This window comes from Variovorax sp. ZS18.2.2 (assembly GCF_024701975.1).
GTDB lineage: Bacteria > Pseudomonadota > Gammaproteobacteria > Burkholderiales > Burkholderiaceae_C > Variovorax.
In genome coordinates this window covers 1,153,625-1,176,858 of record NZ_JANLNM010000001.1, presented here as the reverse complement: position 1 = coordinate 1,176,858, position 23,234 = coordinate 1,153,625, and the positions used below count along the sequence as shown (strand labels likewise).

The 23,234-nt window shown below is 67.5% G+C and carries 23 protein-coding genes and 1 riboswitch; of the genes, 7 read left to right on the top strand and 16 right to left on the bottom strand.

The annotated features are described in order from the left end of the window. Nucleotides 1-4: 4 nt before the first annotated feature. The 10 genes from cobO to NU688_RS05555 form a co-directional block, all read right to left on the bottom strand. Entirely contained in the window at nt 5-574 is a 570-nt protein-coding gene (gene cobO, locus NU688_RS05600; RefSeq protein ID WP_013541785.1) for a cob(I)yrinic acid a,c-diamide adenosyltransferase, read from the bottom strand. An 11-nt stretch (nt 575-585) separates the two neighbouring features. After that, entirely contained in the window at nt 586-1,362 is a 777-nt protein-coding gene (locus NU688_RS05595; protein WP_257859530.1) for an ABC transporter ATP-binding protein, read from the bottom strand. Next, the gene (locus NU688_RS05590) at nt 1,359-2,369 is read right to left on the bottom strand and encodes an iron ABC transporter permease (protein ID WP_257859529.1); all 1,011 of its coding nucleotides are present in this window, start codon (nt 2,367-2,369) and stop codon (nt 1,359-1,361) included. Before NU688_RS05590 ends, NU688_RS05595 begins: the two co-directional genes overlap by 4 nt. 11 nt (nt 2,370-2,380) lie before the next feature. Next, entirely contained in the window at nt 2,381-3,250 is an 870-nt protein-coding gene (locus NU688_RS05585) for an ABC transporter substrate-binding protein (RefSeq protein ID WP_257859528.1), read from the bottom strand. Next, on the bottom strand, nt 3,250-3,825 hold the full coding sequence (locus tag NU688_RS05580; RefSeq protein ID WP_257859527.1) for a bifunctional adenosylcobinamide kinase/adenosylcobinamide-phosphate guanylyltransferase: 576 nt from the start codon (nt 3,823-3,825) through the stop codon (nt 3,250-3,252). The genes NU688_RS05585 and NU688_RS05580 overlap by 1 nt, the downstream gene beginning before the upstream one ends. Beyond that, a complete protein-coding gene (locus NU688_RS05575) occupies nt 3,815-5,242 on the bottom strand; it encodes a cobyrinate a,c-diamide synthase (RefSeq protein ID WP_257859526.1) in 1,428 nt (475 codons plus the stop codon). Before NU688_RS05575 ends, NU688_RS05580 begins: the two co-directional genes overlap by 11 nt. Next, the gene (locus NU688_RS05570; RefSeq protein WP_257859525.1) at nt 5,227-7,188 is read right to left on the bottom strand and encodes a TonB-dependent receptor domain-containing protein; all 1,962 of its coding nucleotides are present in this window, start codon (nt 7,186-7,188) and stop codon (nt 5,227-5,229) included. The genes NU688_RS05575 and NU688_RS05570 overlap by 16 nt, the downstream gene beginning before the upstream one ends. A gap of 101 nt (nt 7,189-7,289) precedes the next feature. Beyond that, a riboswitch (cobalamin riboswitch) is annotated at nt 7,290-7,557 on the bottom strand. Nucleotides 7,558-7,620: 63 nt separating this feature from the next. Further along, nucleotides 7,621-8,154, bottom strand: a complete 534-nt coding sequence (locus tag NU688_RS05565; protein WP_374684618.1) for a RidA family protein — start codon at nt 8,152-8,154, stop codon at nt 7,621-7,623. Nucleotides 8,155-8,216: 62 nt separating this feature from the next. Continuing rightward, nucleotides 8,217-8,639: a cytochrome c gene (locus NU688_RS05560; protein WP_257859524.1), complete on the bottom strand. Its 423-nt coding sequence runs from the start codon at nt 8,637-8,639 to the stop codon at nt 8,217-8,219. Nucleotides 8,640-8,664: 25 nt separating this feature from the next. Beyond that, complete coding sequence (locus NU688_RS05555; RefSeq protein WP_257859523.1) at nt 8,665-10,263, bottom strand: flavin monoamine oxidase family protein; 1,599 nt, start codon at nt 10,261-10,263, stop codon at nt 8,665-8,667. Between the two features lie 115 nt (nt 10,264-10,378). Between NU688_RS05555 and NU688_RS05550 the strand changes: the two genes are divergently transcribed. From NU688_RS05550 to NU688_RS05535, 4 genes are all read left to right on the top strand, one after another. Continuing rightward, nucleotides 10,379-10,603, top strand: coding sequence for a hypothetical protein (locus tag NU688_RS05550; RefSeq protein ID WP_013541792.1), 225 nt, complete (start codon nt 10,379-10,381; stop codon nt 10,601-10,603). Continuing rightward, a complete protein-coding gene (locus NU688_RS05545; protein WP_257859522.1) occupies nt 10,600-10,932 on the top strand; it encodes a cell division protein ZapA in 333 nt (110 codons plus the stop codon). The genes NU688_RS05550 and NU688_RS05545 overlap by 4 nt, the downstream gene beginning before the upstream one ends. A 282-nt stretch (nt 10,933-11,214) precedes the next feature. After that, on the top strand, nt 11,215-12,036 hold the full coding sequence (locus NU688_RS05540) for a sulfite exporter TauE/SafE family protein (RefSeq protein ID WP_257859521.1): 822 nt from the start codon (nt 11,215-11,217) through the stop codon (nt 12,034-12,036). Nucleotides 12,037-12,103: 67 nt separating this feature from the next. Then, nucleotides 12,104-12,529 carry a universal stress protein gene (locus NU688_RS05535; RefSeq protein ID WP_257859520.1) on the top strand — a complete coding sequence of 142 codons (426 nt, stop codon included), beginning with the start codon at nt 12,104-12,106 and terminating at the stop codon, nt 12,527-12,529. 3 nt (nt 12,530-12,532) lie between these two features. On the opposite strand, the gene NU688_RS05530 is transcribed toward NU688_RS05535, so the two are convergent. Further along, nucleotides 12,533-13,495: a helix-turn-helix domain-containing protein gene (locus tag NU688_RS05530; RefSeq protein WP_257859519.1), complete on the bottom strand. Its 963-nt coding sequence runs from the start codon at nt 13,493-13,495 to the stop codon at nt 12,533-12,535. 167 nt (nt 13,496-13,662) lie between these two features. Between NU688_RS05530 and NU688_RS05525 the strand changes: the two genes are divergently transcribed. From NU688_RS05525 to NU688_RS05515, 3 genes are all read left to right on the top strand, one after another. Beyond that, nucleotides 13,663-14,697, top strand: coding sequence for a carbon-nitrogen hydrolase family protein (locus NU688_RS05525; RefSeq protein ID WP_257859518.1), 1,035 nt, complete (start codon nt 13,663-13,665; stop codon nt 14,695-14,697). 16 nt (nt 14,698-14,713) lie between these two features. Beyond that, entirely contained in the window at nt 14,714-15,775 is a 1,062-nt protein-coding gene (locus NU688_RS05520) for a phenylacetaldoxime dehydratase family protein (RefSeq protein WP_257859517.1), read from the top strand. Nucleotides 15,776-15,848: 73 nt separating this feature from the next. Continuing rightward, a complete protein-coding gene (locus tag NU688_RS05515; protein ID WP_257859516.1) occupies nt 15,849-17,552 on the top strand; it encodes a serine hydrolase in 1,704 nt (567 codons plus the stop codon). A gap of 13 nt (nt 17,553-17,565) precedes the next feature. Here NU688_RS05515 and NU688_RS05510 read toward each other — a convergent pair whose 3' ends face one another. From NU688_RS05510 to NU688_RS05490, 5 genes are all read right to left on the bottom strand, one after another. Continuing rightward, nucleotides 17,566-18,198: a DUF4189 domain-containing protein gene (locus tag NU688_RS05510; RefSeq protein ID WP_257859515.1), complete on the bottom strand. Its 633-nt coding sequence runs from the start codon at nt 18,196-18,198 to the stop codon at nt 17,566-17,568. Nucleotides 18,199-18,341: 143 nt separating this feature from the next. Continuing rightward, the gene (locus NU688_RS05505; RefSeq protein WP_257859514.1) at nt 18,342-19,877 is read right to left on the bottom strand and encodes a malonyl-CoA synthase; all 1,536 of its coding nucleotides are present in this window, start codon (nt 19,875-19,877) and stop codon (nt 18,342-18,344) included. 23 nt (nt 19,878-19,900) lie between these two features. Beyond that, a complete protein-coding gene (locus NU688_RS05500) occupies nt 19,901-20,701 on the bottom strand; it encodes an enoyl-CoA hydratase/isomerase family protein (protein WP_257859513.1) in 801 nt (266 codons plus the stop codon). After that, nucleotides 20,698-21,681, bottom strand: a complete 984-nt coding sequence (locus tag NU688_RS05495; protein ID WP_257859512.1) for a tripartite tricarboxylate transporter substrate binding protein — start codon at nt 21,679-21,681, stop codon at nt 20,698-20,700. The genes NU688_RS05500 and NU688_RS05495 overlap by 4 nt, the downstream gene beginning before the upstream one ends. Before the next feature lie 78 nt (nt 21,682-21,759). Further along, entirely contained in the window at nt 21,760-23,226 is a 1,467-nt protein-coding gene (locus NU688_RS05490; RefSeq protein WP_257859511.1) for a malonyl-CoA decarboxylase, read from the bottom strand. Between the last annotated feature and the right edge of the window lie 8 nt (nt 23,227-23,234).

The following is a 23,234-nucleotide window of genomic DNA, read 5'->3' as shown; positions in this document are numbered from 1 at the left end:
GCGCTCAATCCTCGATGCCGCGCTGGGCCGGGATGCCGGCCTTGAACGCGTGCTTGACCATCGTCATCTCCGTCACGGTATCGGCCAACTCGATGATTTCGGGCGGACAGCGGCGGCCCGTGAGCGCCACGTGCACGTGCTTGGGCCGCGCGCGCAGCGTTTCGAGCACGCCTTCGAGCGGCAGCCAGCCGTAGATCAGCGGATAGGTGATCTCGTCGAGCACCACCAGGAAGAACTCGCCCGACAGGATCGCCGCCTTCGCCTTCTCCCACCCGTCGCGCGCAAGCTGCCCCGAGCGTTCAAGGTCCTGGCTCTTCCAGCTGAAGCCGTCGCCGAGCCCTTCGATCGGAATGCCGATCTGCTCGAACATGCGGTGTTCGCCGAAGCGCGCCGACGGCACCTTCATGAACTGGTAGATCTTCACGGCCTTGCCGCGGCCATGGGCGCGCAGCGCGAGGCCGAAGGCGGCCGTGCTCTTGCCCTTGCCATCGCCGGTGTTGACGATGACGATGCCGCGGCGTTCGCCCTCGGGCTTCTCGTAGGGCTTTTCGCTGGGGGGAGTTTCGATCTGCATGTGTGTGTTCCTTATTTCGGCAGTGCGATCCACTGGTCTGCCACGCGGTGCACGCGGATGCGGTGGTCGAACACCTGTTCGAGCGCGGTGTGGGTGGCCGGGTCGTCGCAGCCGCCGTGGTGCACCACGCGGCCCTTGTCCATCACGACCATTTCATCGGCCGCCAGCGCCATCGGTAATTCGTGCAGCACGCTGACCACGGTGCGGCCCCCGGCCACGAGGGCGCGGGCGGTCTGCATCCAGTCGGCCTGGTGCGGCGGGTCGAGGTTGGCAAGCGGCTCGTCCATCAGCAGCACCTGGGCCTCGACCGCGAGCGCGCGGGCGAGCAGCACGCGCTGGCGCTCGCCGCCCGAGAGCTGGCCGAGCGGGCGGTCGCGCCAGTCCCAGGCCTGGGTGCTGCGAAGGGCACGCTCCACGGCCTCGCGGTCGGCCGCGCTCGGGGCAGCAAGCCAACGCTGGTGCGGCAGGCGGCCGAGCATGGCGACGTCGTAGACCATCAGGTCATCTGCACTCGCCTCGCCCGTGCCGCTCTGGCCGAGCCAGGAGAGCCGCTGTGCGCGGATGCGGGCCGGGATTTTTCCCTGCGCCTCGCCGAGCAAATGCACTTCACCCCGATGCGCGAGAAGGCCCGCAAGCGCTTTCAGCAGTGTCGACTTGCCCGCACCGTTCGGGCCGACGATGCTGGTCCAGCGGGCGGACGAAAGCGCAAGGTCGATGCCGTGCAGCACCTCGGTCGTGCCGAGCGTGGCGCTGACACTGCGCGCTTCGATGGCTGGTGTGCCGCTCACGACAAACCTCCGCGCGCACCGCGACGATGCATGAGCCACAGCAGGTAGCTGCCGCCGAGCACCGCGGTGAGCACGCCCACCGGCAATTCCTGCGGCGCGATGAGCCAGCGCGCCAGCAGGTCGGCCGCCATCAGCAGCAGGCCGCCCATCAGCGCCGCGAGCACGATCAGCCGTGCATGCGTGGTCTTGACGACCGAGCGCACGAGGTGCGGCGCGGCCAGGCCGACGAAGGCGATCAGGCCGGTCTGCGCCACAGCCGCGCCGGTGGCCAGCGCGAGCACCACGACCAGCGCCGCGCGCATGGCGCCGAGCGGCAAGCCCAGGCTCCGGGCCGTCGCCTCGCCGAGCGCCAATCCATCGAGCACTGGCGCGAGCGCCCATGCGGCCAGCAGGCACACCGCGCAGACCGCGCCCATCACTGCACAGGCGCTCCAGCCGACCAGGCCGGTGCTGCCGAGGATGAAGCCCTGGATGGCCTGGAGGATGTCCGCCGAGGCGATGGTGATCAGGTCTTTCGCGGCGCCGAGCACCACGCCGACGATCACGCCCGCGAGCAGCAGCCGCAGCGTCTGCTGCACACCGCGCGCCAGCGTCAGCGTGAGCAGCACCGCGAGCACCGCGCCGATGAAGGCCGCGCCGGTGAGCCCGAGGCGCATCACCCACTGCGTGCTCGCGGCCGAGCCCCCAAAAAGCATCAGCGCCACCGCCACGCCCAGCGACGCGCCCGAGGCGCTGCCGAGCAGATAGGGATCGGCCAGCGGATTGCGGAACAGCCCCTGCGCCACCGCGCCCGCGAGCCCGAGCAGTGCGCCCGCGAGCCATGCACCGAGCGTGCGCGGCAGGCGGATGTCCCAGACGATCTGCAGCGCGATCGGGTCGTGCCGCGCGGCCAGCAGGCTCTCGAAGCCGGTGCTGCCGATGCCGAGGCCGAACAGCAGCAGCGCGACGCCCAGCACCAGCAAGGCCGCACCGAGCAGCACGATGCGGCGCAGGTGCGCGGTATGCATGCGCGCGGCGTTCACTTGCCCTTGTCCACCAGGCATTGCGCCATCAAGCGTGCCGCTTCGTCCATGCGTGGGCCGGGGCGCACGAGCACGTCGGATTGCAGCGCATCGAAACGGCAGATGCGGCCTTCGCGCACCGCGCGGATGCCGCCCCAGCCGGGCCGTTGCTCCAGCCCCTGCGCGCTGCGCACGCTGACCATGATGAGGTCGGGATTCGCACGCACCACGTACTCGGGGTTGAGCTTGGGAAACGGCCCGAGCTTCGCGGGCACGATGTTCTTCATGCCCAGCCGCGTGAGCGTCTCGCCGATGAACGACGACTCGCCCGCCGCATAGGGCGTGCTGTTGACCTCGAAGTACACGCGCTTGCCCTTCGCGCTCGCAGGCACCGACTGCGCCGCCGCCGACACGCTGGCATCGATCACGCGCCAGACGCGCGGCGCCTCGTGCGTGCCGAGCACCTGGTCGAGCTTGTCGAGCACGCGCTGCACATCGGCATGGCTCTTGGGTTCGAGCACCAGCACCTTGAGGCCCAGCGCCTCGAGCCGCTGCGTGACGCGCGACGATTTGGCCAGCAGCACCGCATCGGGCCTGAGCGCGACGATGGCTTCCACGTTGGGGTCGATGCCGCCGCCCATCTGCGGCAAGGCGCGCACCGCGGCGGGCGAGTTGGAATAGTTGTCGACACCCACTAACCGCTCGCAGGCGCCGAGCGCGCAGACGGATTCGGTGAGCGATGGCAGGAGCGAGACGATGCGCTGCGGCGGCTGCGGCAGGCTCACGGTGGTGCCGCGTTCGTCGACCACATCGAAGGCGTGCGCGGCGAGCGCGCACAGAGACAGGCCGATGGCGGCCAATAGCGAGGGAATCCGGTTCATCTTCATCAGGCGGGCGCCTTCAGGCTCAGCGGCAGGCCGGCCGCCATCAGCGTCACGCGGCTGCAGGCGGCGGCCACGTCCTGGTTCAGGCGGCCCAGCGCATCGACGAAGGCGCGCGTCTCGCGGCCGAGCGGAATCACGCCCAGGCCGATCTCGTTGCCGACCAGCACCACCGGTCCGCGCGCCTCGCGCAGCGCGATCTTCAGCATGGTGGCGTGCGCCGCAGGGGTGCGCGTCACCGGCCGCGCGGCTTCGGAGCGCATCGGCATCAGCAGGTTGGTGAGCCAGAGCGTGAGGCAGTCGACCACCACCAGCGTCTCGGGCGCGCTCTGCGTGACGATGGCGCGCGCGAGCTCGACCGGCTCCTCGATGGTTCGCATGCCGGGCACGCGCTCGGCGCGGTCGGCCTGGTGGCGGACGATGCGCTCCTGCATCTCGTCGTCGTAGGCCTGGGCGGTGGCGATCAGCACGGCGCGGTGGGTGCCGGGCGCGGCGGCCAGCCAGTCGATGGCGCGCTGCTCGGCGCGGCGCGACTTGCCGCTCTTTTGCCCACCGAGGATGAATTCGTGCTCAACGGTCATCGACCTCTTCCTTTGCTGCGTCGTTGCCCAGCTCGATCGGCATGGCGCCGAAGAGCCGCGCCGTGGCCTCCGGGCTGGAAGCGAACCATGCGTGGAAATAGCTGGCCCGCACCGGGCCATGCACATAGAAAGCCTCGCCGCCGCGCGCACCGACGGCCTGCGTGGCGCCGGGCCGGGCGGTATGGGCGGAAGGAACGAGCGGCGTTTCGCAGCTCGAATAGTGGAACGTGTGGCCGCGCAGGGTGTGGCTTCCAAGTCGAAGCTGTTGCGGTCCGAGGCCCGCGAGGCGCTTCTGCATGGTCACGCGGCCGGGGAGCAAACCCCACACGCGATGGACCTGCTGCGGCTCCGCATCGGTGTGCACGGCCAGTTCATCGAACAGCGCCATCATGCCGCCGCACTCGGCCCACACGGGCTTGCCTGCGGCGGCATGCGCAGTCAGGGAGGCACGCATCGATTCGTTCGCCGACAGGGCTTCGGCATACAGCTCGGGATAGCCGCCCGGGAGCCAGACGGCATCGCAGACCGGCAGTGCATCGCCCGCCAGCGGCGAGAAAAATGAAAGCCGCGCACCGAGTGCCGCGAGCACATCGAGGTTGGCGGGATAAATGAAGGAGAAGGCTGCGTCGCGCGCAATGGCGATCGTGCGGCCCGCCAGCAGTTGCGTCGTGGGCGCGCCTTGCGCCGTGGCCGCATCGAAGCGCACCTGCGGCAACTGCGAGACCGGCAATTGGCCCAGCGGCGTTTCAGTCAGCACATCGGCGGCTGCATCGAGCCGCGCCATCGCGTCGTCGAGTTCACTCACGCCGACGAGTCCCAGGTGCCGCTCGGGCAACGCGAACCTCGCATCGCGCGGCAAGGCGCCCATCCATTGCGAGGGTTCGCGCAGCGCGTCCTTCAGCATGCCCGCGTGCCGCTCGCTCGCCACGCGATTGGCCAGCACGCCGGCCCACGGCAGGCCGGGCTTGAAGTTCTGCAATCCATAGGCCAGCGCCCCGAAGGTGCCCGCCATCGCACGCGCGTCGATCACGGCCAGCACCGGCAGGCCGAAGCGCTCGGCCAGATCGGCCGCGCTCGGCGTGCCGTCGAACAAACCCATCACGCCTTCGACGATCACCAGATCGGCCTCGGCCGCCGCGGCATGCAAGCGCGCCCGGCAATCGGCTTCGCCCGTCATCCACAGGTCGAGCGAATGCACCGGCGCGCCGGTGGCGAGCGCCAGCCAGTGCGGATCGAGAAAGTCCGGCCCGCACTTGAAGGCCCGCACCCGCCGGCCCTCGCGCGCATGCAGCCGCGCGAGCGCGGCGGCCACCGTGGTCTTGCCCTGCCCGGAGGCGGGCGCGGCGATCAGCACCGCGGCACAGGTGGCTGCGGTGCCGTCGTGTCGTGGCGAGAGGTCGTTTACTGCGGTGTCCACTTGAGGCCGAGGTAGGCGCTGCGGCCCCCGTTGGCGTAGAGGCGTGCGTACTGGTAGTCCTTGTCGCCCACATTGTCGATGCGGGCCACGAGGTTCAGGTCCCGTGTGATCTGCGTACTGGCCGACAGGTTCAGCAGCGTGTAGCCGCCGAGCTTGACCTTGTTGGCCGAGTCGTCGTAGCGCTGGCTCGAGGCCTGCACTTCGGCGCCCAGCGTCCAGCCTGCCACGCGCCAGTCGGCGCCCAGCGTGCCGTGGCGCTTGGCGCGGCGTGCGAGCAGGTTGCCGGTTTCGGCGTCCTTGGGGTCCTGCACGTCGAACGAGGCGCGCAGCGTGACGTCGCCAATGCGCTGGCTGGCCGACAGCGTGGCGCCCTGCAGGGTGGCGCGCTTCACGTTGGTGTAGCAGCCGAACGACGAGGCGCAGCCGGTGGCGGTGCCCACGAAGTCGATCATGTTGCGCACACGGTTGCGGTAGACCACGATGCCGGCGGTGGTGCCGTCCTTGGCGTAGTTCAGGCCCAGTTCGACGTTGCGGCTGTCTTCGGGCCGGAGCGTCGCCACGCCGTATTCGCTGAAGCGCTGATACAGCGTCGGCACGCGGAAGGCTGTGCCGGCCGATGCGGTGAAGCGCAGCGACGGCAGGATGGCGAAGCCGTAGGCGGCGCTGCCGGTGGTCTTGCCGCCGAACTCGCTGTCCTTGTCGCGGCGCACATGCAGTTGCAGCGAATGGGGGCCCTGCACGAAGCCGTAGCCGAGCGCCAGCGCGTTCTGCGAGCGGTCTTGCGAGAGCAGCTTGGCCGAGGTGGTAGGTGCGTTTTCCAGCGCGTCTTCACGGCGTTCCAGCGTGGCCGTCACCAGGTGCGGGCCGAAGCGGAATTCGTTCTGGAACAGGTAGCCGCGCAGGTTGGTTTCGGTGCGGTAGAACGAAGGCTGCGTCTTGTAGACCGATTGCGAGTCGGTCACCTGCACGCGGGTGCTGTAGATGTCGTTCCACTTGGCCGACCAGGTGAGGCCGGCGGTGCGCAGCGTGTTGTTCGAGACGTCGTTCCTGAAGAGGATCGGCGGCCTGGTCCTGAAGCTGACCGCGTTGTCGTAGCCGGCTTCGATGTTGCTCTGGAGCAAGGTGGCGTCGATGCGCTGGTCGGGCGTGATCTGGAAGCCCAGCTTCAGGTTGCCCGAAGTGCTGCGGTAGCCATCGCGGTCGGGGCTGGTGAAGCCGTCCTTCGAGGGCGTGCGCTTGTCGGCAGGCTGCACATTGAAGCCCTTGCTCTCTTCATGCGCGACGCCAAACGAATAGTCGAACAGGCCCGACTTGCCGCTCACGCCGCCTTCGATCTTGCGCAGGCCATGGCTGCCGAAGCCGATGCCCGCATAAGGCGACACGCCCTCTTCGCCGCGCTTGGTGAAGAGCTGGATCACGCCGCCGATGGCGTCCGAGCCATACACCGCGGCGGCCGGGCCGCGCAGCACTTCGATGCGGTCGATCTGCGCGAGCGGAATGCCTTCCCAGCCGGCACCGCCGGTCGATTGCGAGTCGATGCGCACGCCGTCGAGGTAGACGGCCGTGAAGCGCGTCTCGGCCCCGCGGATGTACAGGCTGGTGGTGTTGCCCACGCCGCCGTTGCGCGTGATCTCGATGCCGGGCTGGCGCGCCAGCACGTCGGCCACGCCGGTCGCGCCGCTGCGCTCGATGGTTTGGCGATCGATGATGGACACGTCGCCCACCAGGTCCGACAGCGGCTGCGGCGTGCGGTTGGCCGTGACCACCGTTTCGCCCAGCGTGGCTGCTGCTTTTTCCTGCGCATTCGCCAGGGTGGGCAGTTGGAACAGTGCAAGGCCGCCGAAGGCCGAGGCCAGCGCGAGCGGCAGGCAGGCAAGGCCGCGATGGCGGATGGGCGCAGGCGCGCGACCGCGAGCAGCGCGGGAATGAATAACGCAGGAAATCATGAGTGAGCCGAACGAACGTCAATGCCCCTGGCCGGCCTCCCCGCCGGCGCCCTGGGCGCAATGACCGCCGCGGGCATGAACCGGTTCTATTCGTTCATGCATGCGGCAGCCGCCTTGTTGGCCGGTATCCGGGCTGGCAGAACGGCCCCTGTCGCCTTCCCAGGCGCCTGTTTCAGGGCGCCCAGTGGCTGGATGGAAAGGGGTGGCGCCTTGCGGCGCCGTCTGCTTGACCGTTGCGGGGGCAGCGCAGGCGGCTTCGGCCTTGGTCCGATGTCCGGGTTTCCGGATCTCTCGGGGCGTTCACTCCTGCTTCCCGTTGAACTGCGCCGTGTGAACCACGGCGCGAGCACCAACGGGCGGGATTTTAGGCCCTGGGGCGGTTCGGCTAAGTCGAAAGTTGTGGCTGCTGTGCCACTCTGGTCGTTGGCGGGGCTACTTCGATTTGGCCGGACGGACCGCCATCACCTCGATCTCGACCAGGTAGGCCGGGTTGGCCAGTGCGGCCACCTGCATCGTCGAGCGCACCGGCAGCTTGGGCTGCGCGGTGGTGCCGAAGAACTGGGTGTAGCCCTCCATGAAGCCGGCGAAGTCCATCTTGTTGTCCTTGGCCGGGTCGCCCACCAGGAACACCTGCATCTTCACCACGTCGCCCATCGTGAGACCAAGGCCCGTGAGGCTCTTCTCGATGGCCTTGAGCACGCCGACGGTCTGGCCCTTGGTATCGCCGCCATACGCAGCGACGGTGTTCTTGGGCGCGGCCGGATCCTGCAGCGGCGGCACCTGGCCCGAGAGGTAGACATTGGTGAACGAAGAAGGAACTTCCACTGCCGCCGCGATCGGGAAGGTGGAGTTCGGAATGCGGTGGCGAATGATTTCGTCGGCCGCATGTGCAGCACCGCAAGCGGCTGCGAACAGGGCGGCGGCGAGCGCCAGTTTCTTCGTCTGGGTGATAAGGGTCATGGTCATGCGTGTTGTCTCTCTGCTGGGTGGATGAATCAAGGAAGGATCTGCCGGATGTCGCGATGAAGTCAAGGCCGCAGCTTCTTGACGCTCTCCGCGGGAATGGCATCCGCGTACTGGTTGCCGAAATGCGTGCGCGTATAGCCGACCACCGCGGCGATCTGCTCGTCGCTCAGCATCTTGCCGAAGGCGGGCATGCCCTTCTGGCCGTTGATGACCACGTAGAGCGGGTACTCCGCGCTCGCGAGCCGCGGATTCGATGCGAGCGGCGGGTAGGCGCCCGCGCCCTTCGCGCCCTGCCCCTGCGCCATGTGGCAGCCCTGGCAGGTGGCGCGGTAGATCGACTCGCCCGAGCTCTCCTGGAACCGGGGGCCGACGGAGAACGTGGGCTCGGGCGATTGCGCAAAAGCTTGGCCGCTCATCGCGGCGATGGCGCCGAACGAAAGGCCGAGCAGTGCGCGCTGGAAGGTCGTGGGGTTGCTGTTGTTCATGGTGGGTGTGTCCTTCACTCGGCCGTTACGCGGCGACGGCGCGGGCGTGCAGCCGCTGGATGGCGTCGAGCGACGAGAGCAGCGCGCCCTCCTGCCAGGCCGGAATGTAGGAAGCGTGTTCGCCCGCGAGCGCGATGCGCCCGTCGACCTGGCACAGGTTCTTGTAGTGCTTCTGGCGCGTCTCGTCGGTCCACATGCCGTAGCAGCCGTGCGAGCCCGGCACGCGGTGCCAGCCGACCGAGATGCCGTTGTCGAATTCGCGTGCGTACTGCGGGTGCAGTTGCGTGCCGAACTCGACCGCGCGGCGCACGCGCTCCTCGGGTGCCATCGCGGTGAATTCGTAGGAGTTCGGGCCGTCGAACACGTAGGCGCCGAGCACTACGGCCTTGCCCTTGGCGCCGTAGCGTGTCGAGGGGTACGAGATGCGCGAGATCGGGAGGTCCGTGTAGCTGATGCCGCCGTAGATGTGCTCGTCTTCTTCCCAGAAGCGGCGCTTGAACTGCAGGCCCACTTTCACCGATGCGCCATAGGGCACGGCGTTGATCGCCTCCTGCATCGGGGCGCCGACCTGGATGTCGATCTGGCTCAACACCGACAGCGGAATGGTGCACAAACACCAGTCGGCCTTGGCCTGCGTGACCGCGCCGCCCTTGGCTTCGTCGGTGTAAGTGACAGTGACGCCGCGGTCGTTCTGCTCGATCTTCGTGACCTTCGCACCGTAGCGGATGAGGCTGCCGACTTCTTTCTGGAAAGCCTTGGCGATCATGTCCATGCCGCCCACGGGCTGGAAGATCGCGCTCTGGAATTCGTAGTCTTGTCCGCTTGCGATGTAACGCCAAAGGCTTGATTGCAGCAGCTCGCTCATGTCGAGCGGCTTCGAGGGCTTGGCCAGCGGCATGAGGCCGCCGCCCGCATCGACTTCGTAGCCGCGGCGGTCGCTGCTGATGGTGCCTTCGCGGTAGCGGAACTGCGTATCGAGCGCGCCCCAGCGGCGCAGGCCCTCGAGCAGTTTTTCCTTGTCTTCTTTCGTCAGGGCCGCATCGAGGTTGCCCTGCTGCGTCGCCTTGCCGAGCAACTCGGCCACATAGCCCTGGTAGTCGGCCTGCACATGGCGATAGCGCTGCGGCTTGCCGCCATAGGCCTTGGTCGAATGCACGAGCGCGTTGTAGTTGACTTGAATGAAAGGCTCGAGCGCAACGCCCAGCCGCTTGCAGTAGCCGAGCACCGCGTGGTGATGAAAAGGTATGCGCCACGGACCGGGATTGAAGTACTCGCCCTTCGCGAAACCGCACTGCTGCACCGCGCCACCGAGTTCGGTGAAGGTGTCGCCGCCGCGCAGCGTCCAGCAGCGGCCGCCTGCACGGTTGCTGAACTCGAGCACCTTCACCGAGTAGCCCGCGGCGCGCAGCTCGAGTGCAGCGGCCATGCCGGCCAGACCTGCACCAAGAACCAGCACCGAAGCGCCCTTCTTTGCACCATCGAGTTTCGGAGGGCCGCTGTAGTTGGACTCGGCAGCGAAACCGAGAGAAGTCATCGCCTGGTACATCGCGCCGCCGCCGGCGGTCTTGCCGATGAGCGTGAGCAGATCACGCCGACTGAATAGAGTGTTGTTCTTCGTGGTCATGAGGTGGCTATAAATGTTTGAAAGGCCACTGCGAAGGCAGCAGAATCCATGCCAGACAAGGCACCGCGCGCCCTGCCGGCGGGCCCCATTCCCCGGGAAACTACAATCGCCAACCATGCCCGCCTCCAGCCCCATCGATCAGATCGCCGAGCGTGTGGAACGCTTGCTCGTGCGTCACGAAGAGGTACAGCGCACCAATGCGCTGCTCCAGGAACAGGTCGATGCGCTCGTGCGCGAACGCGACGGGCTCAAGTCGCGACTCGCCGCGGCACGCACGCGCCTGGATGCACTGCTCGAGCGGCTGCCGGCTGAACCACCTCCCGAAGACTCCACCGCATGAAGCAGATAGAAGTACAGATCATGGGCCAGAGCTATTTGCTCGGCTGTCCCGACGGCGGCGAGCCGCAGTTGCGCGACGCGGTCGAACGCGTGGATGCCGCCATGTGCAAGATCCGCGATGCGGGAAAAGTCAAGGCGCGCGATCGCATCGCGGTGCTGGCTTCATTGAACCTGGCCTTCGACCTCGCGGCGCAGCAGGCGGCTGCAGTTGCGGCGCCTGCCGCGGCGCCCGCGCCTACCACGGCTGAGCCCGGAGAAGTCGATGCCAAGGCGGCCCAGCTCATTCAAAAGCTCGATCAGGCGCTGGCCGGCGATGGTCATTTGCTCTGAATGAACACCATGGACTCATACGGAGCGTAAAATCCGAACTGTCTGCGGTGCGCGTCGGGCTTAATATTTCCTTGTTCCAATGCTCTCCGGAGCCGGGCTTGGTACATCGCTTGACGGGCGTGATCATCTCGCGTCAGATGAACCCGAAGTCTTGCTGCCCTCGCCCACCTGAACCCTGGTTCAGGATGCGGGTTCGGCGCCCACTTGCAGACACCTTTTTCCATCGGCACGGCCCCCAGCACACACTGCTCGGGGCCGTTGCTTTGTCCGAAGACCCGCAGCGTGACCGAATTCCTCGACCCCCTCCTGATTCTTGAACTGGCCGCGCTCGGCCTGGGCACCGGCTTTCTCGCAGGCCTCCTGGGCATCGGCGGCGGCATGCTGATGGTGCCGTTCATCACGATCATCATGGGTCACCGCGGCGTGTCGTCCGACCTCGCGGTGAAGATGGCGATCGCCACCTCGATGGCCACGATCATCTTCACCTCGGTCTCCAGCGTGCGCGCGCACCACAAGCGCGGCGCGGTGCGCTGGGACATCGTCAAGCGCCTCGCGCCCGGCATCGTGATCGGCAGCCTGGCCGGGAGCCTGGGCGTGTTCGCGCTGCTCAAGGGCACGGCCCTGGCCATCTTCTTCGCGCTCTTCGTGGGCTTCTCGGCCACGCAGATGTTCCTCGACAGGAAGCCCAAGCCCACGCGCCAGATGCCGGGCACCGGCGGCCAGCTTGCGGCCGGCGGGGTGATCGGCTTCATCTCGGGCCTGGTGGGCGCGGGCGGCGGCTTCATCAGCGTGCCGTTCATGACGTGGTGCAACATCTCGATCCACAACGCGGTGGCCACCAGCGCTGCGCTGGGCTTTCCCATCGCGGTGGCCAACGTGATGGGCTATGCGATCAGCGGACAGTCGGTGCAGGGCCTGCCCGCGGGCTCCTTCGGCTACATCTGGCTGCCGGCGCTGGTGGTGATTGCCGTCTGCAGTGTGTTCACCGCGCCGCTGGGCGCCAAGGCCGCGCACACGCTGCCCGTGAAGAAGCTCAAGCGCGTGTTCGCGAGCATCCTGTACCTGCTGGCCGCCTACATGCTCTGGAAGGGCCTTCAAGGCTGAAGTAAAGGCCCCATGGTCTGGGGTGTGACCCGTTGCGATGCGCCAGGCGCAGCCGTATAACGGTTTCATGAAAATCCTCATCGCCGTCGACGGCAGCGCCTACACCCGCAAGGCGCTGGACTACCTGGTCGCCAATCGCACGATGTTCGTGGACGGACACGAACTCGTGGTTGTCAACGTGTGCACCGGCATCTCGGGCCATGTGACGCGGCACCTCACCAAGGAGATCGTGGCGGAGTACTACGCCGAGGAGAGCGCCAAGGTGCTCGATCCGGTGAAGGCGCTCCTCTCCGAAAAGGGCATCGGCAACTACACGATCGACAAGCGCCACGGGCATGCGGCCGAGGAAATCCTCAAGTCGGCCGCCGCCGCGCAAGCCGAGCTGATCGTGCTCGGCACCCACGGCCATGGCCTCTTCGGACGCGCGCTGATGGGCTCGGTGGCCACCAAGGTGATCGGCGAGACCGACATCTCGGTCCTTCTCGTCCAGTAAGCGCTACTGCACCCGCTGCTGCCGCCACTCGCGCGGCGAGCAGCCGAATCTCTCGCGGAATGCGCGGCTGAAATGCGCCGCATCGTTGAAACCGCGCCCATACGCGATCTCCCCTACCGGCTTGCCCGCAAGCCGCGGCTCCAGCAGGTCGCGGCTGCAGGCATCGAGCCTGCGTTCCCAGATGTACTGCGAGGGCGTCAGCGGCTCGCTCTTGAACACGCGATGGACGTGGCTCGCCGACACCCCGAGCGAAGCCGCGATGCTGCCGACTGACAGCGAAGGATCGGCCAGTTGCTCGTCGATGCACCGCTTCACGCGCGCGAGGTGGTACGCCGTGAGGTTGCTCAGCGAGGGCGCACGCGCCGCCGGCAGCGTCTGCAGGCCTGCCACGAGGATGCTCTGCACGCCGTTGGCGACGGCCAGCGCCGATGCGGGCTGCAGCGTGTCGATGTCTTCGCGCAGCGTGCGGATCATGCCGAGCAAGAGATGCCCCGCGCCCTCCTTGCCCGACACCGTGGTCGCCGTCAGCGCCTCGGTGTCGCGCAGTTCGCTGCGCAGGCGCTCGCCGGGCAGCTTGAGCACGATCTGCTCGAACTTGTCGTCGAAGAGCAGCTGGTAGGGCCGCGTGCTGTCGTACAGCGCGAAGTCGCCGGCCGAGAGCACCGCATCGCGCCCGTCCTGGCGCACCACGCCACGCCCCTGCGCCTGGATGCTCACGAGGAAGTAGTCGTCGCCCGAGCGCGCGATGTGCCCGCTTGTGCGCATGACCTTCTGCGCGCCTGACTTGACCACCGACACATCGAGGCTCGGCAGCGAGTGCTGTCGGATGCTGCCTTCGAAGCGGCCGATGTCGTCCGGCCGCACCGGGTCGCACCCGAGCTGCACGTAGACGTTGCAGATCATGTCGGTCCAGTAGGCCAGGCGCTGGTCGCGCGCCACGGCATCGGTGCTGAGCAACTGGTTCATGGGGGTCCCCGGAAAGCGCGTGCAACGCTGGAACAAGAACGCCGCCAGTTCGGATCAAGGCGTTCCGCGGCGGCGAATCTACGCTTCAAGCAACCCGCATGCCACCGCGCAAACCCGCGTTTGGGGGTGTGCGAAGTTGTTTCATCCACCACCTCCGGAAGCCCGCCATGCCCACCACCGTTCACCCCCAGCTCCGCGTCGCCGCCGTGCAGGCCGCGCCCGTGTTCCTCGACCTCGACGGCACCATCGACAAGACCATCGACCTCATGGCCCAGGCCGCGGGCCAGGGCGTGAAGCTCATCGCCTTTCCCGAGACCTGGGTGCCCGGCTACCCGTGGTGGATCTGGCTCGATTCGCCCGCCTGGGGCATGCAGTTCGTGCAGCGCTACCACGACAACGCGCTGGTGGTCGGCTCGGCCGAGTTCGACCGCATCAAGGACGCGGCGCGCAAGCACCGCATCTGGGTGTCGCTCGGCTACAGCGAGAAGGCCGCGGGCAGCCTCTACATCGCGCAAGCGCTGATCGACGACCAGGGCAACACCGTGCAGACGCGCCGCAAGCTCAAGCCCACGCACGTGGAGCGCACTGTGTTCGGCGAAGGCGACGGCTCCGACCTCGCCGTGGCCGAGACGGCCATCGGCAATGTCGGATCGCTCTCGTGCTGGGAGCACCTGCAGCCGCTCAGCAAATACGCGATGTATGCGCAGAACGAGCAGATCCACTGCGGCGCATGGCCCAGCTTCTCGCTCTACCGCGGCGCGGCCTATGCGCTCGGGCCGGAGGTCAACAACGCCGCGAGCCAGGTCTACGCAGCCGAGGGCCAGTGCTTCGTGGTCGCGCCGTGCGCCACGGTCTCGCCTGCGATGAGCGAGCTGATGTGCACCGATGCCGGCAAGCAACAGATGCTGCGCACCGGCGGCGGCTACGCACGCATCTATGCGCCGGACGGCTCGCCGCTCGGCACGCCACTGGCCGAAGACCAGGAAGGCCTGGTGATCGCCGACATCGACCTCGGCATGATCTCGCTCGCCAAGGCGGCGGCCGATCCGAGCGGCCACTACTCGCGACCCGACGTCACGCAGCTGCTGCTCAACAAGACGCGCCGCGAGCCTGTGGTGCTGCAGCGCTCGCCCGAGCCCGAGAGCAGCGTGCCGGAAGCGGTGGCCGCGGGCACCGAGCCGCGCCTGCAGCTCGCTGCCTGACGCCCGGAGCCCCGCCATGGAATCCGCCATCGCCGAACACCTGAAATGCCCCCGTACGCGGCACCGCCGCGTCGAGGACGACTACACACCGCCCTACCCCGTCTGGTCGGCCCGCGCGCCGGCCTCGATGACGCAGGTGGTGATGGGCTATTTCGGCGTGCAGTCGCGCGGCCCCGAGATGCAGGGCCGCGCCTGCGCCGCGCTGATGAAGATCGCGCGCGATTTCGCGGAGCCCGACGGACCGGGCCATCACGACCTCACGCACTACGTCGATGCCGATGGCTACGACAACATGGTCGCCATCGCCTACTGGGACGACGCCGCAGCCTTCGCGCGCTGGAGTGCCACGCCTGCCATCGACGCATGGTGGCACTCCAACGAACGATTGAACGAAGGCCTCGGCTACTTCCGCGAAATCGCCTCGCCGCGCGTCGAGCACTTCGAGACGATGTTCAACACGCCGGACCGCTTCGAGGGCGTCGGCGTGGTGATGGGTGAGGTCAGCGGCGAGCTGCAGGAGCACGGCTACTGGGGTTCGATGCGCGACCGCATTCCGCTCTCGCAGACCGATGCGCTGTCGCCCTCGGGCACGCGCGCGGTCATCGCAGGCACGCCGGCATCTGGCCAGCGCGTGCGCATCGCGGGCCACGAGAACATCGCGATGATCCGCTCCGGCCAGGAGTGGACCGACACCACCGGCCAGGAACGCACGCTCTACCTGGAAGACATGGAGCCGGTGCTGCGCGAAGGCATGGATTTCTTGCGCGACCAGGGCCTGGGCATCGGCTGCTACAGCAACCGCTACATGCACCACCTCGACGCGAAGGGCGCGCCGCTGCAGAAGTCCTTCGGCCTGAGCTACTGGCGCTCGCTCGCCGACATGGAGCGCTGGGCGGAGTCGCACCCGACGCATGTCGCGATCTTCGGCAGCTTCATGCGCTATGTGCAGGCGCTGAACTTCCAGCTTCAGCTTCGCGTGTACCACGAGGTGTCGGTGCTCAAGGCAGACGAGCAGAGCTACGAGTACATCAACTGCCACGCGCGCAGCGGGCTCATGAACGGGCTCGCCGCAACTTAGGAAAGAGGCCCCGGCGGGGATTGCTTTAGGATGCGCGGCCCTCTTTCAAGGCCGCAAGGCAAGGACCCCGACCATGTGGAGCGATCTCGAAAACCTCGTCGAAGCCTCGATGCAGGAATGGAAAGTGCCCGGCCTCGCACTAGCCGTGATACAGGACGGCGAAGTGGCCCTGCTCAAGGGCTACGGCGTGCGCGACACCGACGCCGGCCTGCCGGTGACCACCGACACGCAGTTCCTGCTGTGCTCGATCACCAAGTCGTTCACCGCAGCGGGCCTCGGCCTCCTGGTCGACGAACGCAAGCTCGACTGGGACCGGCCGGTGCGTGAGGTGCTGCCCGAGTTCCGCCTGCAAGACCCGGTGGCGACCGAGCGGCTCACGGTGCGCGACCTCTTGTGCCACCACAGCGGGTTGCCGCGCCACGACTGGATCCACATGCCCGGCGACCTGAGCAACGCACAGATGCTGGCGGCGCTCAGGCATCTCGCGCCGAACAAGGACCTGCGCGACACCTTCCAGTACTCGAACCTCGGCTACCTCGTCGCGGGAATGATCACCGAGCGGATCAGCGGCCAGAGCTACGAGGAATTCACCAGCGAGCGCCTGATGAAGCCGCTGGGCTTCAGGCACTTCGGCTTTTCCATCGAGGCGCTCGGTGCCGCGGAAGACGGCGCCCGGCCGCATGCGATCGATGGCGACGAACGCCACCGATCGCCGCTGTCACCCATCCGCGCCACGCCTGCGGGCGGCATCAACACCTCGGTGGCCGACCTCGCGAAATGGGCGTGCTTCCTGCTCGACGGCAAGGTGGACGGCCGCCCCTTGCTCTCTGCGCAATCGTTGCGCGAAATGACGACGCCGCGCGTGCACATGGGCCGCTCCGAATACGCCGAGATCGGCGACTCGCACTACGGCCTGGGCCTTTTCTGCGAGCAATACCGCGGGGAGCGCACCGTGGCGCATTCGGGCTCGTGGACCGGCTGGAGCACGCTCATGACGTTGCTGCCGGAACGCCGCGCAGGCGTCGTGGTGCTGACGAACCGCACGCCGGGCGGCGCCACGCCCATCCTCACCTTCGCGGCGCTCGACCGCCTCTGCGGCCGCGAACCCATCGACTGGTTCGGCCGTTTGGCACCAAAGCGCAAGCAGGCCGTGGCACAGCAGAAGCTCGACAAGAAAGCCAGCGCGGAAGTTCGCCACAGCGAAACCCGGCCAAGCCATGCGCTCGAAGACTATGCCGGCGAGTACGAGCACCCGGCGTATGGGCGCATCCGCATCGAGCAACGAGGGGATGGGCTCGCGTGGCACTGGCGCGGCGTGGAGGACCTGCTCCAGCACCGCCACTACGACGTCTTCATCACGCCCGACCGGCCGACGATCATGCATCCGAGCGACCGGACTCTCACTTTCCGCTACGACCGGCAAGGCCGCATCGATCGCGTCGAAGTGCCATTCGAGCAGATGGTGGAGGACATCGTGTTCCGCCGCGTCGCGGCTGGCGACGTACTGGACCCGGCATTCCGTCGTCTCTGCGCCGGCGACTACCTGCACAGCGGCCGCGTGATCGAGATCCGGCTCGATGCTGGCGACCAGCTCAACATGACGATCCCGGGCCAGCCGACCTACCGGCTGCTGCCAGCCGGCGGGCGGCGTTTCAACGTCGAGACGCTCGAAGGCTTCGGCGTGGAGTTCCGCCGGCCTTCACCGGAGGTGGTGGATGCGCTCATCTTTCACGAGCCGCGCGTCACCGCGCTCGCGCCGAGGACGAGCAGTGTCTAGTTGACCTGTCGCCTCACCGCAGCCCGCGTTCCGCGGTAGCCGTCCATGAGCGCACCTGGGCTTCGTACTCGCTGGGATCCCATTTCTTCGAGGCGTTGAAATCGGACCCCACGTAGTCGTTGCCGGCGCAGATCGGCAGCTTCCACAGCCGGCACTGCCCCGCCTTGCCGCTGGCGCGGACGCAGGCGCCCATGGCCTCGCTCACCGCCTTGCGAGGATCGTTGTCGACGCCCCGGTAAGGCGTGTTCTTCCGATCGAATGCGAACCCCTGGCAGGTGTCCTTGAAGACGCCGAGCACCTTGCATTCCTTGCCGCTCCGTTCACGGCAGAAATCCAGCACGAGCTTTTGCGCGCTGTTTGAACTGAGGCTGCCCGTTCCGCCGAACAGCGACTCGTTGTCCGTCGTCATCGCGTGGGCGCCGTACTCGATGACCGGCAGGATCGGCGGTGGGGGGAGATCCCTGTAGCGCGGCGGCGGCGCCTCGGGGGCGTACTGCGGCTGCTGGTATCCGCCACCCCTGTTGCTGTTCTCGATGTAGTCGCGCGGGACGCATCCCGCGCCCGGAACGGTGGGCATGCCGGCCTGGCATTGCGCAGCGGCCGAGCCGGCCATGCAGAGCATCCAGACTGCGACGATCGCGTGCATGACGCGTAGATTCATTGAGGGCCTTCCACTGACTTTTTCGACGCGAGGAACTCGCTTCGAAATGCTAGCAGCGGGGCCGTGCAGGCACCAGTGCCGGAAGTAACGCACAGGCACCCGGCAGTGGCAACTTTCTCAGTACCTTCCTAGGCGAACAGCCCCTTGTGCTCGGCGCGCAGCAGCGCCTTTTGAACCTTGCCCATCGTGTTGCGCGGCAGCTCCGGAACGACAAAGCAGCGCTTCGGAATCTTGAAGTTCGCGAGCTTCGACTTGAGCTCCGCCACGATGGCATCGGCCTCGATGGCCGAGCCCGCCTTGGCGATCACGATGGCCACGCCCACCTCGCCGAAGTCGGGGTGCGGCACGCCGATGACCGCGCTCTCGGCCACGCCGGCCATCTCGTTGATGTAGCCCTCGATCTCGGCCGGGTAGACGTTGTAGCCGCCGCTGATGATCAGGTCCTTGCTGCGGCCGACGATGGTGATGTAGCCGCTGCCGTCGATCTTGCCGACGTCGCCGGTCTTGAAGAAGCCATCGGCGGTGAACTCCTCGGCCGTCTTCTCGGGCATACGCCAGTAGCCGGCGAACACGTTCGGGCCATCGACCTCGATGCCGCCGATCTCGTCGGTGGTGCAGTCGTTGCCCTTCTCGTCGCGCACACGCAGTTGCACGCCCGGCAACGCGAAACCGACCGTGCCGCCACGGCGCTCGCCCTGCTCGGGCTTGTAGGGGTTGGAGGTGAGCATGACCGTCTCGCTCATGCCGTAGCGCTCGAGGATGGTGTGGCCGGTGCGCTCCTGCCACTCGTCGAAGGTCTCGATGAGCAGCGGCGCCGAGCCCGCGACGAAGAGCCGCATGTTGCGCACCGCCTTGCGCGTGAGGCCGGGCTCGGCCAAGAGGCGCACGTAGAGCGTGGGCACGCCCATGAACACGGTGGCCTCGGGCAGCTTGGCGACGATGCGCTTGGGGTCGAACTTCGAGAACCACAGCATCTTGCTGCCGTTGAGCAGCGCGCCGTGCAATGCGACGAAGAGGCCGTGCACGTGGAAGATCGGCAGCGTGTGGATGAGCACGTCGCCCGGCGTCCAGCCCCAGCAGTCCTTGAGCACCTCGGCGTTCGACAGCAGGTTGCCGTGCGTGAGCATCGCGCCCTTGCTGCGGCCGGTGGTGCCGCTGGTGTAGAGGATGGCGGCGAGGTCGTCCGCCGACTTCTTGGCCGGCGTGTGCTTGTCGCTGCACTGCGCCGCCACTTCGAGCAACGTGCCGGTGCGGTCGTCGTCCAGCGTGAACACGTGTCGCGTGCCCGCCGCGTTGGCGATGGGCCCGACCCACGATGCATTGCGGCTGGTGCACACCACGACTGCGGGCTCGGCGTTGCCGATGAAGTATTCGATCTCCGCGCTCTGGTAGGCCGTGTTGAGCGGCAGGAACACATAGCCCGCGCGCAGCGTGGCGAGGTACAGCAGCATCGCCTCGACCGATTTCTCGACCTGCACCGCGATGCGCGCGCCCTTCTCGAGCTTCAGCGCATCGAGCAGGTTGGCGATCATCGCGCTCGCGCGTTCGAGGTCGCGCCACGAATAGAACAGGCCGTTGTCGGTCTCGACCGCGATGCCGTCGAGGTCGGCGGGAAAGGCCGCGCGCAAGGCGGCGAACAGGTTGGCGTTGGTTGGCTTCTTCATCGCTTCGTCTTTGAACCGGTACTTCAGAAATTCGGGGTGCGCTTGGCAAGGAAGGCAGCGATGCCTTCGCGGTGCTCGGCGGAATCGGCGTAGTCGTAGGCCGTGGCGAGCAGGCTCTCAGTGGATGGCCCGCCAGCCTTGAGCATGGCGAAGGTGTGCTTGTGCAGGCGTGCGGCCTGCGGCGCGAGCGCGGCGATGCGGTCGGCATGCACCTGCACGGCCGTCGCGACCTCGTTGTCGGGCAGCACCTGCAGCAGGAAGCCCGCGTCGTACAGGCGTTGGGCGCCATGCACGCCAGCGGCCAGCAGCATGTCGCGCGCGAGCACGTCGCCGATGGCGCCATGCACAAGGGCCGCTTCGCGCGGCGCCATGGGAAAGCCCAGCTTGGCAATCGGCGCACCGAACTTTGCGGAGGCCCCGGCAATGCGGATGTCGCAGCAGCTCGCGATCTCGATGCCGGCGCCCATGCAGGCGCCTTCGATCTGCGCGACCAGCGGCACCGGGCAATCGAGCAGCGCCTGCAGCGCGGCCCAGACTTCGTTCTCGTGGAATTCGCGCAGGCTCGGCTCTTCGAAGCGGAACGACGGGTATTCGGAGATGTCGCCGCCCGCGCAGAAGGCACCGCCCTCCCCGCGAATCACGATGCATCGAAGACCCGCATCGTCCAGGCCCGCGAACACGGCGAGCAGCGCGCGCCACATCGCGCGCGTCATCGCATTGAGGCGGCCCGCATTCGACAGCGTGACGACCGCCACAGCGCCTTCGCGCTGCACCGATACGGACGCGCGTTCGCGCCTGGGCGACGCAGTGCCCGCAGCCGTCATTCGAGCTTGGTGCCCGACGCCTTCACGACCGTGGCCCAGCGCTTGATTTCGGAACTGACGAAGCTGCCGTAGGCCGCCATGGTGAGGGTCGGAATCTCGGAGCCGTTCTGCGCCCAGATGGTCTTGAGCTCGTCGGTGGCGAGCGCCTTCTTCATGTCGTCGATGGCGCGCGCCTGCGCGTCGGCGGGCGTGTTCTTGGGTGCCCAGAGGCCATACCAGGTGGTCACGGTGTAGTCGGGCAGGCCCACTTCGGCGGCGCAGGGCACGTCGGGGAAGGCCGGATTGCGCTTGGTGCCGGCGACCATCAGCGCCTTGATGCGGCCGCTCTTGATGTGCTGGGCCGAAGAACCCAGGCCGTCGAACATCAGGTCGACGTTGCCCGAGATCAGGTCCGACAGCGCCGGGCCCGCGCCGCGGTACGGGATGTGGGTGATGAAGGTGCCGGTCTGGATCTTGAAGAGCTCGCCCGCCAGATGGTGCGAGGTGCCCGAGCCGGCCGAGCCGTAGTTGAACTTGCCCGGGTTGCGCTTCACCAGCGCGATGAATTCCTGGATGGTGTTGGCCTGCACGCGCTTGGGGTTGATGACCACCACCTGCGGCACGTTGGCCAGCAGCATCAGCGGCACGAAGTCCTTCTCGATGTCGTAGTCGAGCTTGGGGTACACCGAGGGTGCGATCGCGTGGTGCACGGCGCCCATGAAGAGCGTGTATCCATCGGCCGGCGCCTTGGCCGCGATGCTCGCGCCCAGCGTGCCGCCGGCGCCGCCCCGGTTGTCGATCACCAGCGTCTGCCCTGCCACCTTGGTGAACTGGCCTGAGAGCGGCCGCGCGAAGGCGTCGGTGCCGCCGCCCGCGGGGAACGGCACGATCATCGTCACCGGTTTGGTTGGCCAGCTCTGCGCGCGCGCGGCGCCGCAAAGAACGGCCGCACCGGCGGCGGCCACACGCAGAACGTCACGTCGCTGAAAACTCTGGTTCATTTGCCTCTTCTCCTGTGATTGTGGATTTTGCCGCCCGATGCGGCGGCGAGTGCTCTTTTCGTACCCGGTTTTTCGGACTCAGCCTTTTTTGAAGAACAGGCTTTCGATGTCTCCCGATACCGCGACCTTGCCGTCGCCCAGCCAGGTCCGATGCTTGTCCAGGCGCTTGAGGTCATAGAGATAGTTGACCATGAGCCCGTACGACTGCTTCTGCCCCTTGGGCGACGGATCGCCGGCCCAGTTCAGCCGCTCGACCCGCGCACCGTTGCCCAGGTGGAAGCGCGCGACCGGGTCGGCCGGCGTGCCGTCGACCAATGCGTGGCCCAGGTACTCGGCAGCGGCCTGCAGCAGCCATTGGCGCAGCGGCGACTTGGCATCGAAGGTGGCGGCGGCTTCCACAGCGGCGAGCAGGCGCTCGGCCGTGGGCGGTACGGAGCCGACGAGGCGGCCGAGCTCGGCCTCGCGCTTTTCGTCCAGGCGAGGCATGAGATCGGCCGCGTTCTTGGCGAGCCAGGTGCGAAAGCCCGGAATCGGCGAAAGCGTGGCGAAGGTCTTCAGGCGCGGCAGTTCGTCCTGCAGCGTCTCGACCACGCGCTTGATGAGCGAATCGCCGAAGCTCACGCCGCGCAGGCCGTTCTGGGTGTTGCTGATCGAATAGAAGATCGCGGTGGTCGCCTTGGCGGGCAGCACCGGCACGGCGGCCTCGTCGAGCAGCGGCGTGATGCCGTCGCTGATGCGGTCGACCAGCGCCACTTCGACAAAGATCAGCGGCTCGTTGGGCAGGCGCGGGTGGAAGAAGCCGTAGCAGCGGCGATCGCTGTCGTCCAGCCGGTTCTTCACATCGGACCAGCTCTTGATGTCGTGCACCGCCTCGTAGCGGATGAGCTTCTCGATGAGCGAAGCCGGCGAATCCCAGTCGATGCGGCGCAGCTCGAGAAAAGCGACGTCGAACCAGGTGGAGAAGAGTTGCTCGAGTTCGGCATCGAGCGACAGCAGGCGCTTGTCGGCCTTCAGGCATGGCAGCAGGTCGGCGCGCAGGTCGACCAAAAAGCGCATGCCCGTGGGCTCGACCGCGAAGCGCTGCAAGAGGCGCATGCGCGGCGAGACGAGCGCGCGGCGCAACTTCAATTCGGCCTGCCCTTCGTCGGGCGTGCCGACCGCGGCCTGGTGCTGGTCGCGCGCAGTCTTGAGCTTTTGCGCATCGGCGGCGAAGTGCTCGCTCATCAGTGCCCAGTAGTCGCGGCGCTCTTCGGGCGTGGCCGCAGCGTAGGCCTGCGCGATGGAATGGGCCCGGCGGCCGCCTTCGACCTCGCTCACGCGCGGATCGATCACCGCCTGCAGGTCGGCGAGCACGCGGCGCAGTGCGCGCGGCGACAGGGCCTCGTCGGCCTTGCGCAGCGTGACCTGCAGTCGCTCGGCGGTTGTGCGCTCGCTGGGCTTGAGCGTGTTCTTGGTCACGCTCTTTGCCACGCTCTCGGGCGCCACGGGCACCTTGGACTTTTCGCCAGAACGCAGCCGCGCCTGGAACCATTCGGTCGCACTCATCGATGGAC

Coding starts and splice junctions, on each gene's coding strand:
- NU688_RS05580 (WP_257859527.1), bottom strand. CDS start 3,825: ATGACCGTTGAGCACGAATTCATCCTCGGTGGGCAAAAGAGCGGCAAG.
- NU688_RS05535 (WP_257859520.1), top strand. CDS start 12,104: ATGAAAATCCTCATCGCCGTCGACGGCAGCGCCTACACCCGCAAGGCG.
- NU688_RS05505 (WP_257859514.1), bottom strand. CDS start 19,877: ATGAAGAAGCCAACCAACGCCAACCTGTTCGCCGCCTTGCGCGCGGCC.
- NU688_RS05565 (WP_374684618.1), bottom strand. CDS start 8,154: ATGACCATGACCCTTATCACCCAGACGAAGAAACTGGCGCTCGCCGCC.
- NU688_RS05510 (WP_257859515.1), bottom strand. CDS start 18,198: ATGCACGCGATCGTCGCAGTCTGGATGCTCTGCATGGCCGGCTCGGCC.
- NU688_RS05585 (WP_257859528.1), bottom strand. CDS start 3,250: ATGAAGATGAACCGGATTCCCTCGCTATTGGCCGCCATCGGCCTGTCT.
- NU688_RS05550 (WP_013541792.1), top strand. CDS start 10,379: ATGCCCGCCTCCAGCCCCATCGATCAGATCGCCGAGCGTGTGGAACGC.
- NU688_RS05530 (WP_257859519.1), bottom strand. CDS start 13,495: ATGAACCAGTTGCTCAGCACCGATGCCGTGGCGCGCGACCAGCGCCTG.
- NU688_RS05590 (WP_257859529.1), bottom strand. CDS start 2,369: ATGCATACCGCGCACCTGCGCCGCATCGTGCTGCTCGGTGCGGCCTTG.
- NU688_RS05490 (WP_257859511.1), bottom strand. CDS start 23,226: ATGAGTGCGACCGAATGGTTCCAGGCGCGGCTGCGTTCTGGCGAAAAG.
- cobO (WP_013541785.1), bottom strand. CDS start 574: ATGCAGATCGAAACTCCCCCCAGCGAAAAGCCCTACGAGAAGCCCGAG.
- NU688_RS05525 (WP_257859518.1), top strand. CDS start 13,663: ATGCCCACCACCGTTCACCCCCAGCTCCGCGTCGCCGCCGTGCAGGCC.
- NU688_RS05555 (WP_257859523.1), bottom strand. CDS start 10,263: ATGACCACGAAGAACAACACTCTATTCAGTCGGCGTGATCTGCTCACG.
- NU688_RS05515 (WP_257859516.1), top strand. CDS start 15,849: ATGTGGAGCGATCTCGAAAACCTCGTCGAAGCCTCGATGCAGGAATGG.
- NU688_RS05520 (WP_257859517.1), top strand. CDS start 14,714: ATGGAATCCGCCATCGCCGAACACCTGAAATGCCCCCGTACGCGGCAC.
- NU688_RS05570 (WP_257859525.1), bottom strand. CDS start 7,188: ATGATTTCCTGCGTTATTCATTCCCGCGCTGCTCGCGGTCGCGCGCCT.
- NU688_RS05495 (WP_257859512.1), bottom strand. CDS start 21,681: ATGAACCAGAGTTTTCAGCGACGTGACGTTCTGCGTGTGGCCGCCGCC.
- NU688_RS05560 (WP_257859524.1), bottom strand. CDS start 8,639: ATGAACAACAGCAACCCCACGACCTTCCAGCGCGCACTGCTCGGCCTT.
- NU688_RS05545 (WP_257859522.1), top strand. CDS start 10,600: ATGAAGCAGATAGAAGTACAGATCATGGGCCAGAGCTATTTGCTCGGC.
- NU688_RS05500 (WP_257859513.1), bottom strand. CDS start 20,701: ATGACGGCTGCGGGCACTGCGTCGCCCAGGCGCGAACGCGCGTCCGTA.